The sequence below is a fragment of the Pseudomonas sp. NPDC089758 genome, from assembly GCF_044748705.1.
Classification (GTDB): Bacteria; Pseudomonadota; Gammaproteobacteria; order Pseudomonadales; family Pseudomonadaceae; genus Aquipseudomonas; species Aquipseudomonas putida_X.
The window spans coordinates 86080-102153 of the sequence record NZ_JBIVGN010000013.1 but is presented as its reverse complement, the minus strand read 5'-3'; the positions used below and the strand labels follow the sequence as shown (position 1 = coordinate 102153).

12 protein-coding genes are annotated in these 16074 nt (G+C 63.9%); 8 read left to right on the top strand and 4 right to left on the bottom strand.

The genetic code is table 11. From position 1 onward, the window contains the following. Positions 1-5: 5 nt before the first annotated feature. Positions 6-1118 (top strand): diguanylate cyclase domain-containing protein, encoded by a 1113-nt coding sequence (locus ACIPZH_RS18225; RefSeq protein WP_400637189.1) that lies wholly within the window; start codon positions 6-8, stop codon positions 1116-1118. A 21-nt stretch (positions 1119-1139) separates the two neighbouring features. On the opposite strand, the gene ACIPZH_RS18220 is transcribed toward ACIPZH_RS18225, so the two are convergent. From ACIPZH_RS18220 to ACIPZH_RS18210, 3 genes are all read right to left on the bottom strand, one after another. Further along, a complete protein-coding gene (locus ACIPZH_RS18220) occupies positions 1140-2387 on the bottom strand; it encodes a delta-60 repeat domain-containing protein (protein WP_400637187.1) in 1248 nt (415 codons plus the stop codon). Positions 2388-2584: 197 nt separating this feature from the next. Further along, positions 2585-3886 (bottom strand): ATP-binding protein, encoded by a 1302-nt coding sequence (locus ACIPZH_RS18215; protein ID WP_400637186.1) that lies wholly within the window; start codon positions 3884-3886, stop codon positions 2585-2587. Positions 3887-3892: 6 nt separating this feature from the next. Next, complete coding sequence (locus ACIPZH_RS18210; protein ID WP_241803706.1) at positions 3893-4594, bottom strand: response regulator transcription factor; 702 nt, start codon at positions 4592-4594, stop codon at positions 3893-3895. A 171-nt stretch (positions 4595-4765) separates the two neighbouring features. Between ACIPZH_RS18210 and ACIPZH_RS18205 the strand changes: the two genes are divergently transcribed. Continuing rightward, entirely contained in the window at positions 4766-5941 is a 1176-nt protein-coding gene (locus ACIPZH_RS18205) for an efflux RND transporter periplasmic adaptor subunit (RefSeq protein WP_400637185.1), read from the top strand. A gap of 11 nt (positions 5942-5952) precedes the next feature. Next, positions 5953-9081, top strand: a complete 3129-nt coding sequence (locus ACIPZH_RS18200) for a multidrug efflux RND transporter permease subunit (RefSeq protein WP_400637183.1) — start codon at positions 5953-5955, stop codon at positions 9079-9081. 60 nt (positions 9082-9141) lie between these two features. Here ACIPZH_RS18200 and ACIPZH_RS18195 read toward each other — a convergent pair whose 3' ends face one another. Further along, positions 9142-9483: an HU family DNA-binding protein gene (locus tag ACIPZH_RS18195; RefSeq protein WP_400637182.1), complete on the bottom strand. Its 342-nt coding sequence runs from the start codon at positions 9481-9483 to the stop codon at positions 9142-9144. Between the two features lie 131 nt (positions 9484-9614). Here ACIPZH_RS18195 and mobA point away from each other — a divergent pair, with 131 nt between their 5' ends. The 5 genes from mobA to ACIPZH_RS18170 all read left to right on the top strand — a co-directional run bounded on the left by mobA (position 9615) and on the right by ACIPZH_RS18170 (position 16015). Beyond that, entirely contained in the window at positions 9615-10190 is a 576-nt protein-coding gene (gene mobA, locus ACIPZH_RS18190) for a molybdenum cofactor guanylyltransferase MobA (RefSeq protein WP_400637181.1), read from the top strand. 284 nt (positions 10191-10474) lie between these two features. Further along, on the top strand, positions 10475-11803 hold the full coding sequence (locus ACIPZH_RS18185) for a hypothetical protein (RefSeq protein ID WP_241803712.1): 1329 nt from the start codon (positions 10475-10477) through the stop codon (positions 11801-11803). A 32-nt stretch (positions 11804-11835) separates the two neighbouring features. Beyond that, a complete protein-coding gene (locus tag ACIPZH_RS18180; protein WP_400637180.1) occupies positions 11836-14067 on the top strand; it encodes an Ig-like domain-containing protein in 2232 nt (743 codons plus the stop codon). Between the two features lie 15 nt (positions 14068-14082). Continuing rightward, positions 14083-14553 carry a curlin gene (locus ACIPZH_RS18175; protein WP_241803715.1) on the top strand — a complete coding sequence of 157 codons (471 nt, stop codon included), beginning with the start codon at positions 14083-14085 and terminating at the stop codon, positions 14551-14553. 16 nt (positions 14554-14569) lie between these two features. Continuing rightward, entirely contained in the window at positions 14570-16015 is a 1446-nt protein-coding gene (locus tag ACIPZH_RS18170; RefSeq protein WP_400637178.1) for a curlin, read from the top strand. The last annotated feature ends 59 nt before the right edge of the window (positions 16016-16074 follow it).

The window sequence follows — 16074 nt, the reverse complement described above, 5'->3', positions numbered from 1 at the left end:
CAGGCATGTTCAAGACCATCGAGGACCACGTTCGCCAGCAGGTCGCGCCCGCTGCACTGCGCGCCGAGTTCCGCCAGCATGAATTCGACAACTCGCGGCGCTTCTGCCAGCTGATTTTCTGCGTCAGCATCGCCGTCTGGCTAGTCTTCGACCTGATTGTCAGCTACTTGGGCAACCAGGGCTTCACCTGGCGTTCCGGCCTGTTCATGGCATTGCTGTGCAGCCTCACGATAGTCCTGGGCTTCACCCGCCGGAGCCACCATTTCGACGTACTCAACCTGCTGTTCATCACCGTCATCACCCTGGGCATGCGCCTGGTCATCGAAGGCCTGCCTATCGCCCTGCGCCCGGTCTGGCTGGTGCTGGGCACATCCACCGTGCTGTACAGCGTCTCGGTTCTGCCAGTCCGGCGCTGGTCTTTCTTCTGCGCCATGGTCATCACCTGGGCCATGCTCAACCCGTTCTACGGTACCAACATCGACCTCGACGAACTTGAAGCCGCCATGCTGCTCAGCTATGCCGTGTTTTTAAGCGGCCTGGTGATCTACAGCTACCTGCGCATCCGCCAGGCCAAGCTGCACAACTTCTACATGTCCAGGTTGCTGCTCGAACAGGCTTATGTAGATGTGCTCACCGAAATCCCCAACCGCCGCTCGTTCATGGTCAAGGCCGAGCGCCAATTGCACCAGGCGCCGCCGGGGCAATACCTGGCGATGATCGATATCGACAATTTCAAGAAGGTCAACGACCGCTTTGGTCATGACGTCGGCGATGAGGTGCTCAAGCGCGTGGCCGCGCACATCAAGACCACGATGCAGGGATATGAATTTGCCCGGCTGGGCGGTGAAGAGTTCGTCATTTTATTCGCCGGGCTCGACCAGCAAGACGCCGAGCGGCGCGTCGCGATGTTGTGCCAACGGGTGCGCAAGGACGTGGACGCACAACCGGTGACGATCAGCATTGGCCTGACCCGAATCATCGCCGGGGACACCTTGAGCAAGGCGTTGATGCATGCCGACCAAGCCCTTTACCAGGCCAAGCATGCCGGTAAGGACCGCTACGTACTCTGGCAGCAGGAGGCCGACAAGCAAGCGCTCGACCCGCAAGGCAAGGGCTGACCAGCCCCTGCCTGTATCGCGTCAAACGAAGTAGCACACCAGGTAGGCCTTGCTGTTCTCACCCGGCACGTTCGCAGTGCCGCCCAGGATCAGGCGCTGATCGTCCGGGCTCAACGCACAGTGTGCAACGTCTGCGCCCGCTTCGATGTTGGTGCGCTTCAGGCCGGTACCGTTGCCGAAGCCCGGGTCCAGTTGCCCATCTGCCAACAGGCGCCCTACCAGAAACTCGGTCTCGCGCTCGTTGTAAGGAATACCGGTCAAGCCAGCACAGACCGTGACTCGGCCGTCCCGCTGCAGGCTGCGGACCCAACGGGAGCCAAAGCTGCTGGCGGCGGTTACCAGCACATCACCGTGGTTGAAGGACGGATCCAACTGCCCCGACGACGTGACTCGCCCGACCACTGCCAGATAAGGCCGGCTGTCGGTGGCACCGGCAACCACCAGGTCGCCGCCCTCACCCTCGACCACGTCATAGAACTCGATGCTGGCCCGCTGGGTACCACGCGGCGCGGTGAGACGCACGCAGCCACTCTCGCCAAAGCCAGCGTCGGGCAGGTCATCCAGGCCCAGGCGCAGCAACAACCCCGCCGCATCGGTCGAGCCCCAGACCACTACCCGGCCATCCTGTTGCTGCAGGGCCCCCTCGAACCACAGGTTGGACGCATCGTTCAAGGCAAAGACAAACACGCCGTTGTCATGGAACGAGGCGTCAAGACTGCCATCGGCCAGCAAACGCACCAGCAGGCCCACGCTGTTCGCCTCATGGTCGAAGCGGGTGATGGCGACCAGCAGCCGCCCATCGGCCAGTTCGGTCAGGCCAAAGGGTTCATCGTTGGCTAGCAGCCCTGGCAGCTTGAGCGTTACCACCCCCGCCTCGCCGAAGCTGCGATCCGGCTCGCCATTGGGCTTGTAGCGCCCCAGGATGGGGAAGCCAGCCGACTGCGAACGGTCTTCAGCCAGCACCACGAAGTCACCACCGGCACTGGCGATGACCTCGATCGGCTTGGCCGCATGGTCTTTACCGAACGGCGCCATGACAAAGCCCTGCTGGCCGAAGCTTGGGTCCACCTGGCCCTGCTCGGTCAAACCGGCAAAGGCGACCTGGCCCGCAAAGCCGTGGCTGACCCGGGCCACCACGAACAGGCGGCCGTTATTCAACGCCATACCGTGCACGCCGCTGGCGACGTTACCGGGGAAGACAATCTCAACTTTTCCGCTTTGACCGAAAGCCGCATCCGGGATACAGCTCTTGCAGGATAATTCAGACATCTATGGACCTCTCAATCCGTCATTAAGGAAGGCACATAAATCTCATCATCCATTGGAAAAAACTAACCCCGTGAATGATTCTAAAAATTTCGGTCGAGCATTTACGGGGGGCGAGAAAAAAGTTCGTTTATTACTTCAGAAAAGTTACCTTCGCTATTACATCCGCGAAGAAATTATTCGCTATTGAAAGTGTAAGTTTACCAAGCTGCTGGCAGACGAATCCTGAACTGCGCCCCACCCAGCGCCGACTGCGCCACGGTCAGTGTCCCACCCTGCCCCTCGATGGCTCGCCGGCTGATCGCCAGCCCCAGGCCGAAGCCGCCGGTATTTCGGTCCCGGCTGCGGTCCAGGCGGTAGAACGGCTGGAAGATCCGTTCGCGCTCTTCGGCCGGGATGCCGATACCGTCGTCCTCGACCGTCAACAGGCAAGCACCGTCCTCTTCCAGGCGCAGGCACAGCAGCAGGCTCTGATCGCAATAGCGCATGCCATTGCGCACCAGGTTCTGCACGGCCCGGGCCGTCAGACGCGGGTCAAGCACAAAACGGGGCAAACCATCATCGGCGCGCACTTCCCAGCGGATGCCCCGGCTATCGAGCTCTTCGGCAAAGCCACCAAGCACACTGTCGACCAATTCCAGCAACGACACCTCGACCCGCTCACGGGCCTGGTCGGCGCTGTACAGCCGGCTGTAGGACAGCAGTTCGAGTACCAGCTCATCCAGCTCGCGTACGTGACCGACCAGCTCCAGCAGGCGCTTGCGACTGGTGGGCGGCACTTCGTCAAACAACAGCACCAGGCCGAAGTCCAGGCGGGTGAGCGGCGTGCGCAGCTCATGGGACACGGCGTTGAGCAGCTCACGCTGCTGATTGACGTGGCGCTCCAAATCGCTGGCCATGGTGTCGAACACACCGGCCAGCTCACCGATGTTCGAATGCGGGGAAATATGCGTGCGCTCGGCCATCTGCCCCTGGCCCAGGCGCCTGGCCGTTTCCTTGAGGCGCTCGAGGTCGCGCCAGTGAGGCCACAGCCACAGCAGCAGGCAGCCGAGCAGTGCGGCGCCGATCAGCACGGTCACCCCCCAGGACAGCACGTTGATGTCCAGTGGGTCCGGTGGCGAGTGCAGGCTTACCAGCCAGCCCTCCTCCAGCGGCGCCAGCACCGTTTGGTAGTAACCCCAGTCGCCGATGCGCACCGCATACAAGCCCTGCGCCAGACGCGCCTGCTCCGGGGCGCTCAAGTTGGCCTGATCGGTACGCAACAGGCTCACCTGCAGCGGCGCGAACGCCTCGGCCAGGTCCTGTTCGACCGCCGGCCATTGCTCGCGCGGGGCCTGGCGGAACTGGCGCACGATCAGTGACTGCACGCCTTTGGCCTGGTCCAGGTTGTAGGCCATGAACCGGTCATGGAACAGGCCGACGATGGCGTCTGGAATCAACAGCAGAGCACCGGCATAGGCGACGATGATCACCAGGTACAGGCGCACCAGAATCTTCAGCATGCTGCTTCAGCACTCCCATTCGACGCGACTGAACAGGTAACCCTTGCCCCACACGGTCTTGATCTTGCGCGCTTCGCCGGCACTGTCGTCGAACTTGCGCCGCAACTTGGAAATGGCCACGTCCACCGAACGGTCAGTGCCGTTGAACTCGATGCCGCGCAGTTGCTGAAGGATTCGGTCGCGGCTGAGCACCTCCCCAGCATTGCGCGCCAGCACCACCAGCAGGTTGTATTCACCGCTGGACAGTTCCACCTCTTCGCCGCGCCAACTGACCAGGCGCTCGGCCAGGTCGATGCGCAAGCCACCGACCAGGATCTGCTCGCTGTCCAGCCGTGGCTCATGGACGCTGCTGCGCCGTAGCAAGGTGCGCACCCGTGCCAGCAGCACCCGCGGCTCACACGGTTTGGTCACGTAGTCGTCGGCGCCCATCTCCAGCCCCAAGACCTGGTCGTGGCTGTCGTCGCGGGCCGTCAGCATCAGGATCGGCAGGCTTTGCGATTCGTGGCGCAGCAGGCGGCACACCTGCAGGCCGTCGATACCCGGGAGCATCAGGTCAAGGATGACCAGGTCGGGTTTATCTTGCCGCAGCGCGTCCAGTACATGATCGCCCCGGGCGATCACCCGCACATGGAAGTCGTTGCGTTGCAGGTAGCTGGCGATCAATTCAGACAGGGCGCTGTCGTCTTCGACCAGAAGAATGTTTGGCATAGGGCTTGGTACGGGCTGAAGGAGGCCAATGAGGCATGTGCGGCAAGAATATAGAATCCCCAGGAGTGCAGGATTTTTCTTCACACTTTTTCACACACGTCCTACAGGTATTAACAGGCACCCGCGCCCCGCCTGCCTTAGCATACAGCCGGTCATCATCGGAAGATCCGTATGCCTATCATTCTTGTCCATCGCCTGCGCCCCGTGGCGCTCGCGGCGCTTCTGGCCCTGCTCCTAGCCGGCTGCAACGATACCGAAGAGCAGGCTACCCAGCCCCCGGTACCCCAGGTGCGGGTGGAAACCCTGCAGCTTGAACCTTTGGCCATCAGCACGGAGCTCAGTGGGCGCATGCTTGCCCCGCGTACCGCCGAAGTGCGCGCACGCGTGGCGGGCGTGGTGCTCAAGCGGGTCTACCGCGAAGGCAGCGACGTCAAGCAGGGCGAGGTGCTGTTTCTGATCGACCCCGCACCGTTCAAGGCCGACCACGATAGCGCCCGCGCCGCACTGGCCAGGGCCCAGGCCAACCTGTACCAGGCCCGCCTGCAGGAGCAGCGCTACCGCGAACTGGTCGACGACAAGGCCGTCAGCCGCCAGGAGTACGACAACGCCCGCGCGGCCTTCCTTCAGGCCGACGCCGAAGTGGCCGCGGCCAAGGCTGCGCTGGAACGGGCGCGCCTGAACCTGGGTTACGCCACGGTTACCGCACCGATCTCCGGGCGCATCGGCCGCGCCTTGGTCACCGAAGGCGCACTGGTGGGGCAGAACGAGGCCACGCCCCTGGCGACCATCCAGCAGCTGGACCCGATCCACGCCGACGTCACCCAGTCGACCCGCGAGCTCAACGCCCTGCGCCGCGCGCTGCGCGCAGGCGAGTTGCAGCAGGCAGGCAAGGGAGAAGCAAGCGCCACGTTGATCCAGGATGACGGTACTGCCTACCCGCTGCCCGGCAAGCTGCTGTTCTCGGACATCAGCGTCGACCCAAGCACCAACCAGATCACCCTGCGCAGCGAGTTCCCCAACCCAAATCTGGACCTGCTGCCCGGCAGCTACGTGCGCGTGCGCCTGGAGCAGGCCGTGCAGCCCAAAGGCATCAGCGTGCCGCAGCGCGCCATCCTGCGCGATAGCGCGGGTGTGCCGAAAGTGCTGGTGGTCGACGCGCAGGCGCGCATCAGCGAACGCCAAGTGGTACTGGGCAACGCCCAAGGCGACCGCTGGATCATCAATGAAGGCCTGGCCGCCGGCGAACGTGTGGTGGTCGAGGGCCTGCAACATGTCAAGGCCGGTGACCAGGTCCAGGTCGACACGGCCCAGGGCAGCCAACCCATCGCCCAGCACAACGGCCAGTGAGGGCCTGACCCATGCCGCAATTCTTCATCGACCGCCCGGTATTTGCCTGGGTGGTCGCGCTGTTCATCCTGCTGGCTGGCGCCCTGGCCATCCCGCAACTGCCGGTGGCCCAATACCCCAACGTGGCCCCGCCGCAGGTGGAAATCTATGCCGTGTACCCGGGGGCGTCCGCCGCCACCCTGGACGAGAGCGTGGTCAGCCTGATCGAGCAGGAGCTCAACGGCGCCGACAACCTGTTGTACTTCGAGTCGCAGAGCAGCCTGGGCAGCGCCACCATTACCGCCACCTTCGAGCCTGGGACCAACCCTGACCTGGCCCAGGTCGACGTGCAAAACCGCCTCAAGGTCGTAGAGTCTCGCTTGCCGCGCCCGGTGACCCAGCAGGGCCTGCAGGTGGAGAAAGTGTCCACCGGCTTTCTGCTGCTCGGCACCCTGACCTCTGAAGACGGCAGCCTCGATGAAACCGCCCTGTCGGACATCCTTGCGCGCAACGTGATGAACGAAGTTCGCCGCCTCAAGGGCGTCGGCAAAGCCCAGCTGTACGGCTCCGAGCGTGCCATGCGGATCTGGATCGACCCGGGCAAGCTGATCGGTTTCAGCCTCACGCCCAACGATGTGGCCAACGCCATCGCCGCCCAGAACGCCCAGGTGGCGCCCGGCAGCATCGGCGACCTGCCTGCCCGCAGCACCCAGGAGATCACCGCCAATGTGGTGGTCAAGGGCCAGCTGAGCACGCCGGAGGAGTTTGCCGCCATTGTGCTACGCGCCAACCCCGACGGCTCGACGGTGACCATCGGCGATGTGGCGCGGGTCGAGATCGGCGCCCAGGAATACCAGTACGGCACACGCCTGAACGGCAAGCCGGCCAGCGCCTTCAGCGTGCAGCTGGCGCCGGGCGCCAACGCCATGCAAACCGCCACCCTGGTGCGGGCGAAGATGCAGGAGTTGTCGGTGTATTTCCCGGAGGGGGTCCGGTACGACATCCCGTATGACACATCACCGTTCGTCAAAGTCTCCATCCAGCAGGTCATCAGCACCCTGTTCGAAGCCATGCTGCTGGTGTTCGCCGTGATGTTCCTGTTCCTGCAGAACCTGCGCTGCACGCTGATCCCGACCCTGGTGGTGCCGGTGGCGCTGATGGGGACCTTCGCCGTGATGCTGGCGCTGGGCTTCTCGGTCAACGTGCTGACGCTGTTCGGCATGGTCCTGGCCATTGGCATCCTGGTCGACGATGCCATCGTGGTGGTGGAGAACGTGGAACGGATCATGGCCGAGGAAGGCCTGCCGCCGAAGGCCGCGACGCGCAAGGCGATGGGCCAGATCAGCGGCGCCATCATCGGCATCACCCTGGTGCTGGTGGCGGTGTTCCTGCCCATGGCCTTCATGAAAGGCTCTGTCGGGGTGATCTACCAGCAGTTCTCGTTGTCGATGGCGGTGTCGATCCTGTTCTCGGCGTTTCTGGCCCTGAGCCTGACCCCTGCCCTGTGCGCCACACTGCTCAAACCGGTGGCCAAGGGCGGCCACCATCAACGCAAGGGCTTCTTCGGCTGGTTCAACCGCAGTTTCGACCGCGTGAGCGACGGCTACCAGCGCTGGGTGGTGCAGGCCCTCAAGCGCAGCGGCCGCTACCTGCTGGTGTATGGCCTGCTGCTGGCGGTGCTCGGCTACGGCTTCAGCCAGTTGCCCACGGCGTTTTTGCCCACTGAAGACCAGGGCTACACCATCACCGACATCCAGCTGCCACCAGGTGCCAGCCGCATGCGTACCGAGCAGGTAGCCGCGCAGATCGAGGCGCACAACGCCCAGGAGCCGGGCGTGGGCAACACCACGGTGATTCTGGGTTTCAGCTTTTCCGGCAGCGGGCAGAACGCGGCACTGACCTTCACCACCCTGAAGGACTGGGCAGAACGCGGCGCCGACGACAGCGCCCAGGCGATTGCCGACCGCGCCAGCGCTGCATTTTCCCGGATCCGCGACGCGGTCGCTTTCTCCGTGCTGCCGCCGCCTATCGACGGGCTGGGTGAGTCCACCGGTTTCGAGTTCCGCCTGCAGGACCGTGGGGGCATGGGCCATGCCGCACTGATGGCGGCACGTGACGAACTGCTGGCCGGCGCCGCGAGCAGCAAGATACTGGTGAACGTACGCGAGGCTTCGCTGGCCGAAAGCCCGCAGGTACAGCTGGAAATCGACCGCCGCCAGGCCAATGCATTGGGCATATCGTTCGCCGACATTGGCGCGGTGCTGGACACCGCCGTGGGCTCCAACTACGTCAACGACTTCCCTAACCAGGGCCGCATGCAGCGGGTGGTGGTGCAGGCCGAAGGCGACCAGCGCAGCCAGGTCGAGGACCTGCTGAAGATCCACGTACGCAACAGCAGCGGCAAGATGGTGCCCTTAGGCGCCTTCGTCCTGGCCAAATGGGTCAGTGGCCCGGTGCAGCTGACCCGTTACAACGGCTACCCGGCGGTGTCGATTTCCGGTGAGCCGGCAGCCGGCTATAGCTCGGGCGATGCCATGGCCGAAGTCGAGCGCCTGGTCGCGCAGTTGCCGGCCGGTGCCGGCCTGGAATGGACCGGCCTGTCCTTGCAGGAGCGCCTGTCCGGCAGCCAGGCACCGCTGCTGATGGCGCTGTCACTGCTGGTGGTGTTCCTGTGCCTGGCGGCGCTGTACGAAAGCTGGTCGATCCCTACCGCGGTGCTGCTGGTGGTACCGCTCGGCGTGCTCGGCGCAGTCCTGGCGGTGACCCTGCGCGGCATGCCCAACGATGTGTTCTTCAAGGTTGGTTTGATTACCCTGATCGGCTTGTCGGCGAAGAATGCCATCCTCATCATCGAGTTCGCCAAAGGCCTGGTGGACCAAGGCGTGGAACCCTTTGACGCCGCTGTGCAGGCCGCGCGCCTGCGCCTGCGGCCGATCGTGATGACCTCGCTGGCGTTCATCCTCGGCGTGGTGCCACTGGCCATCGCCACTGGCGCCAGCTCGGCGAGCCAGCAGGCGATTGGCACCGGGGTGATCGGCGGGATGCTCAGCGCCACATTGGCCGTGGTGTTCGTGCCGGTGTTCTTCGTGGTGGTGATGCGCCTGGCTCGCACCCGTCATGAAACGCCCGGGGCTAAAGAGGCAAGTGGCGACAATACGTGAGACCAGTGGGGCTGCATCGCCAGCCCCCTTGGCCACCGCTGCACTGGGCGGCGCGAGCAGCTAATGACGGTTCGGATCCTGTTCCGCCACGGCGTCTTTCAACTTTTTACCAGCCTTGAATTTGACAACGGGGGCTGCCTTGATGTCGATCTCTTGACCCGTCCTAGGGTCACGCCCCTTGCGCCCTGAACGTAGATCGCGTTTGAAAGTGCCAAACCCAATCAGCTTGATCTCCCCGTCTTTTTTCAATGACTCATTAAAGGCTTCGATCATGGCGTCGACAACTTTGCCAGCTTGGGCCTTGGTAAGGTCAGTTTTATCTGCTACTTGGGCAATCAATTCAGTTTTATTCATGTCCTTGTTCCTTGGCGTAACGGAATGGGCCTGTGCATTGCCTGCCACTCACTACCATTGAATGAACATCGCCCTGTCAGCACAACTGGCAAATATGCCAGGTGGCGCTTACCGGTCAGCCTGGACAATTGCACTGCAGCGTGGGAGGGTGCGCTGGCCTATCTTCAGGAACCAGACCAATGACCGAACCCCTGCCGCCCTTCACCACGTTGATCCTTGCCGGTGGCCGTGGCCAGCGCATGGGTGGCCGTGACAAGGGGCTGGTACTCTGGCGTGGCGAGCCGCTGGTGGCGCATGTGCAGCGGGTGGTGCGCCCCCTTAGTGACGATGTGGTGATCTCCTGCAATCGCAACCACAACCTTTATCGCCCGTTCGCCGACCAGTTGGTGTGCGATGCACAAGCAGACTTCCCCGGCCCGTTGGCCGGGGTGATTGCCGGCCTGACGGCGGCCAGGCATGCGTGGGTGGTGGTGCTGGCGTGCGATGCACCGCTGATCGACCGCCGCCTGATCGAAGACCTGGTGCAGTTGGCAGTGGCCAATGACAGTGCGGCCATGGTGCGTCAGGGCGGGTATTGGCAACCGATGTTCAGCGTGCTGCCGCGCAGCGTGCTGCCGCTGCTGGAGCAGGCCTGGGCGGCGGGTGAACGGAGTTTGCAGAAGGCCCTGTTGCTGGCGCCGCTGCAGGCCCTGGAATGCCCCGAGGGCGACCCGCGCTTGAACAATTTCAACAGCCCTGACCTGTTGCAGGGGTGAGCCATTGGCCGACTGCAACAGCCCTGTCACCGGCAGCCGGCTAGTGCAGCATCGTTGATCCGGGCTTCGATTGCTTTGACGGCGCTGCCCTGCAAATGATCATCCCCAATCCCCCAACCCTGGGGAACACAACCCACCGAAAACACCTCACCAAACCGCCACACCCAAGCTGGAAGCCAGAGAATACGTGGCCTTGAGCTTGTTTCAAACTTTTGGCACGGCTGTTGCCGATCTCCTGTCAGACGCCCCAAGTCCATGGGCCCGTTTGCAGGAGAAAATGACTCATGCACCGACCGATACCCACTCCGCTGGCAGTGGCGATTTTCGCCAGCATGCTCCAGCTCCCGGCTCAAGCAGCGCTGTACGCTGTCGACCCCGGGCCCTATGACCCCGCCAATGGCAATTTCGCCGCCTGGTACCAGGATACCCACGGGCGAACCCTTGACCTGTGCCTGACCAAGACCGTCAGCTCACGTGTCGCCGGCGCCCCTGGTGCACCGGCATACATGTGTACGCTGCTGCCGACGCCGGGTGTATTCGACGACACCCAGCCCATCGTGTTTCCCAGCAACTTCCCCGATGAAGCCTTCTGGTTCACCGCCGACGCCGCCATCGTCGATGCCGCCCGCGGCATCGACCTGAGTTACGGCACGGCAATCGAAGCGGCGTTCGCCGCCGAGGAGCCGGTCGAAGGCGACCAGGTCAGCTTCGCCCGGGTGCGTATCCGCGTCGATGTGCCGACCGCCGGCACCTACATCGTCACGCACCCCTACGGCGTGGACGTGTTCGACGTGCCCGCCGCCGGCGATCGGGCGATCAATATGACCCGCGACATCGGCATCGCCGGCGCTGGTGATTTCAGCGGCGCGCTCAAAGGTGACGTGGGGCCGTTCCTGCGCAGCGTCAACGGCCCCTACACCGAAGGCAGCGAGCGCTTCATCGGCGACCCGAACCTGGAGGAGCCCGTCACCGGCAGCCCGTACAACACCAACTACGTACGTATCGAGGGCCCCGGCGGCATCGACCTGCGCACCGAGCTGTTCTCGATCTCCGGCAAGCTCTCCGACGTTGCCCGGCCAACCCCGGTGATGCCACTGCGCAGTACCTACTCGCGGCATACCGAGGATGGCGACCTGCGTGCCCAGCAGGATGTGTTCGTCATGGCCCCGCCGCCACCGGCCACCGTCACCCTGACCAGCCAGACGCCAAACCTGAGCCTGACCGAAGCCAACAGTACCGGCGCCTGGTATGCCCAGTCCGTCCTCAACCCGCTGTTGCCGACTTCGCTGACACTGACCGCTGACAACAGTGTGGCGATCCCCACCAGCAGCCTGGCCACCGTCAATCTGCCGCTGACCGATCTGGTGACCATCACCCGTGCCGAATTCAGCCTGGCCAGCGGCCAGCTGACCCTGGTGGCCAGCTCCAGTGACGAGACCAGCCCCCCAGTCCTCACCGCCCACACCGGAAACGGCGCGCTGATCGGCGACCTGGCGGGCAGTGGTGCAGTGAAAACGCTGAGCACCTCGCTCTCCCCCATCCCTCCGGCCACGGTGCAGGTCACCAGTGCCAACGGCGGTAGCGACAGCGAAGACGTGGTGCTGGTGCCATGAACAGACAAAGGCTCCGCCTTCAAGGAGGCAGCATGAACACTTGGCAACGCCGTGCGCTGTTGGCCGCCGGTTTCTCCCTCACTGTGACCAGCGCGGCGTGGGCCGCACTGTCGGAGGTAGACCCGGGCCCCTACACCTTTGCCACCGGTGGTTACCCGATGTGGTACAAGGACGCCGACAACCTGTCCCTGGAGCTGTGCCAGTCGCGCGCTACCAGCACGCGGGCCCCGGGTGCGCCGGGCGCACCCGCTTACATGTGTACCCTGTTGCCTGAACCGGGTGTCTACGACGACGCGTTGCCCCTGGTGTTCCCCGACAACTGGCCCCCAGAGATGTTCTGGTTCCTGGCTGAAACCTCGATCCCGCAGGTTGGCAACAGTGGCTATGAGCTGGAAGTCTACGTAGCAGGCCTGGAAGCCGCTTTCGCTGCGGAAAACCCGGTAGATGGTGACCAGCAAAGCTTTGCCCGTATCCGCATCCGCGCCTCGGTCCCGACTACCGGCACCTATGTCATCACCCACCCATACGGTGTAGAGACGGTCAACGTGACCGCCGCCGGTCGGCGGGCGATCAACATTACCCGCGACATCGGTATCGGCGCCCCGGGGGTCTTCAGCGGAGCGCTCAATGGCAACCTCGGGCCGTGGCTGCGCGGCGTCGGTGGCCCTTATACCGAAGTCAACCCGGACACCGGGGCCAGCGAAACCTTCATCGGCGACCCGAACCTCACCGAGGCCGTCACCGGTAGCCCGTTCAACACCAACTTCGTACGCATCCAAGGGCCGGCGGGGACCATCCAGACGAATGTGTTCACCGTATCGGGCAAGGTACTTGACCAGCGTGCGCAAACGCCGGTCACGCTGGAGCGCGCCACCTACTCGCGCAACGGTGCCGGCACCCGGATCGAAGTCTTCGCCAAGGCGCCGAACGACGCTGATGTGTGCATGCGCAACGGCCTGGCCTTGGTCGGAACGCCGCCCTCGCCCTGCCAGTTCAGCCTGCTTGCGGATAACAACGGGCTGTTCTTCACCCAGCAATTGAGCCAGATCGCGCCGCCGCCAGTGGTGGTGGTGACCGGCAGCACGGCTACCGGTGGCACACGCCCCACTTCGCTGTCGAGCAAGCTGACAGACGTGGTGAAAGTGGACACTGCGCGCTACGACTGGACCAACAAGCGCCTGGTGATCGAAGCGCGCTCCAGCGACGAGGTGGTAGTCCCGGATCTGGTTGCCCAAGGCTATGGCCGCCTGTCCAAATCCGGCACCCTGCAGAGCCTGACCGTCAACGACCTCAGCCAGCCGCCAGCCACTGTCACCATCAAGTCCGCCCATGGCGGCAGCGATGTGGAACCGGTTATCGTGGTCGGCAATGCGCCCGTCGAAGCCGAAAACCAGGCACCGCTGGCCCAGGCCGATACCGGCAGTACCAGCGTCGGTGTGCCGCTGACCCTCAACCTGTTGCAGAACGACAGCGACCCGGACGGTGACGTGCCGCTGACCATCAGCGACCTGACCCAACCAGGTACCGGCCTTGGCGGTGTCGTGCTCAACGGCACCACGTCGGTCACCTACACCCCGCCGGCCGGCGCCACGCAACCCCTGGTCGCCACCTTCAGCTATCAGGCGATGGATGCCAAGGGCCTGAAGTCCACCCCGGCCACCGTGACCGTGAACGTGGCGCCGAACCAGCCGCCAACCGTGGCCGCCCAGACCGTCGCGACACTGGGCGTGCCCCTGAGCATCAACGTACTGGCAGGCGCCGCCGACCCGGAAGGCAACGCGCCACTGGTCGTGGACAACGTCACGCAACCCGCTGCCGGCCGCGGAACGGTCAGTACCGACGGCAGCACGGTGACCTACACGCCACCGGCGACGGTCACCGCGGCGTTCACCACCACCTTCACCTACCAGGTGCGTGACTCGCTCGGTGCGCTGTCCAACCCCGGCACCGTCACCGTCAACGTGTCGCCACGCCCGGCCGCTGAAACCTTCGCGGTCACCGCGGCAACGGTCACGGCGCGCTCCAATAACCGCTTCAACTGGGACATCAGCGGTACCTCGTCGGTGACCACCGGCAACACCGTCACCGTGCGCGTGAGCACCACCACGGGTGAGCAGGTCCTCGGCACCGTCACGGTACCGGTGACCGGACGCTGGCGCCTGGCAGTGGGCAACAGCACCACGGCGATCCCGACTGCCGCGCCTACGGCAACCGTAACCAGCAGCCAAGGCACCACACGCACAGTCAACGTCGTTGTGCGCTAAGGCCAGGAGAACGTCATGAAACGCGTGCACCCACTGCTGCTGTGCCTCGCCCTCGCCGGCCAGGTTCAGGCCGATGATCTGATGGACAACGCCGACCTCGCTGCCGGCAGCGACCTCGGTGACCCGGTGATCATCCGCCTGTTACCGGCAGGTGCCGGGCAAATGGCAGTGATCGAGCAGCTGGGGTCGGGCAACCGCGCCGCCCTCGACCAGAACGGCCAGGCCCTGCTGGGCCGCATCGTTCAGGCCGGGGGCGCGCAGGAAGCCTACATCCTGCAAGAAGGTAGTGACCTGATGGCCAGCATCAGCCAACAGGGAAATGGCAACAGCGCGTCGATCCGCCAGAGCGGCACCAGCAACAACGCCAGCATCGAGCAGATCGGTAACGACAACAGCGCCAGCATCGTACAAGCCGGCTCGGGGCTGAGCAGTTCCGTGACCCAGGCCGGCAATGGCCAGCATGTTCAGATCACTCAATACCGATAGACCTGGAGGCACCACCATGTTCAAGCTTGCTCCCCTAAGTGCCGCTATCCTCCTGGCCGTGGCCGGCCAGGTCATGGCGGATGACAGCACCTCGACCCAGTCGCAGACCGGCAACCAGAACATCGCCGAAGTCAGCCAGACCGTCGCGCCTTTCGCCGCAGCCACCCAGACCCAGACCGGCAAAGGCCACAACCACCTGGCGGTGCAGGACACCAGCACCAGCTACATCGACCAGACCGCCAGTGGCTCGTACAACGCCGCCTACGGCGAGCAGTTGTTCGAAAATGGCAGCCAGATCACCCAGCAAGCCGAGGGCACCTACAACGACGCCTTCGCCAGCCAGTCGTTGGGTGAAAACAACCAGGCGCTGCAGATGCAACAAGGCGCCGAGAACCGCTCGACCGTGTGGCAGGACACCCAGTTGGGCAGCCAGGCAACCACCCAGCAAAGCGGCCAACGCAACGAAGCCTACGTCGAACAGCTGTTCGGCGGCAGCAACAACAAAAGCCTGGTGAACCAGGACGGCCAGGACAACTATGCCGCTGCCGAACACCTGACGCACAACGACGGCAATATCGAAATCTACCAGCAAGGCAAGCAGAACTGGGCCTATGGCGACCAGCGCGACGGCACTGGCGGCTTCATCGGCATCGACCAGAACGGCACGGGCAACTCGGTGGAAGTCTGGCAGGACACTCAAGTCGGCAGCCAGGCCACCGTCAACCAGAATGGCCAGCTCAACGAAGGCTATATCGACCAGAGCCTGGGCCAGGACAACACTGCCAGCCTCTATCAACAAGGCAAGTCCAACGCCAGCTGGTCCGATCAGTTCGAGACCACCAACTCGACCACCAGCATTTCCCAGTCCGGCACCAGCAACCTGCACTACACCTACCAGACCGGCGACAACCAGAGCCTGACCGTGACCACTCAAGGCACCGGCAACAAGGTCATGGCCAGCAACTGGAAAGGCGAGAAACTGGGTGGGCAGTTCGGCAGCGACCAGACCGCCGTGATCAACCAGAAAGGCACGGAAAACACCGTCAACCTGACCCAGAACGGTAGCCTGCAACTGGCCACCCTCGGCCAGAAAGGTACCAACAACTCGATGGAAACCAAGCAGGCCGACAGTAACAACGAGCTGTACTTCGAGCAGAACGGCACCGACAACATCCTGATCGCTGACCAGCGCGGTATGGACAACTATGCCACCGGCGACACCACGGGCACCGGCAACACCATCAACCTGGACCAGTCCGGCTACGCCAACCAGAGCTTCACCACCCAGCTCTACGGCAGTGGCAACAGCGCAACCATCAAGCAGGCCGACACCGCCAACGTCGCCTACGTGACACAGGGCGGCGCCGGCAACACGGCGTTGGTCGACCAAAGCGGCGCCAACCAAGCCGCCACCATCACCCAGATGGGCAACGGCAACATGGCCACCGCCACTCAGCGCTAAACAGCTCCCCCTTGAACCGCAGCGCTTCTCTCCCTGGCGTTGCGGTTCCTTTTTTTGTG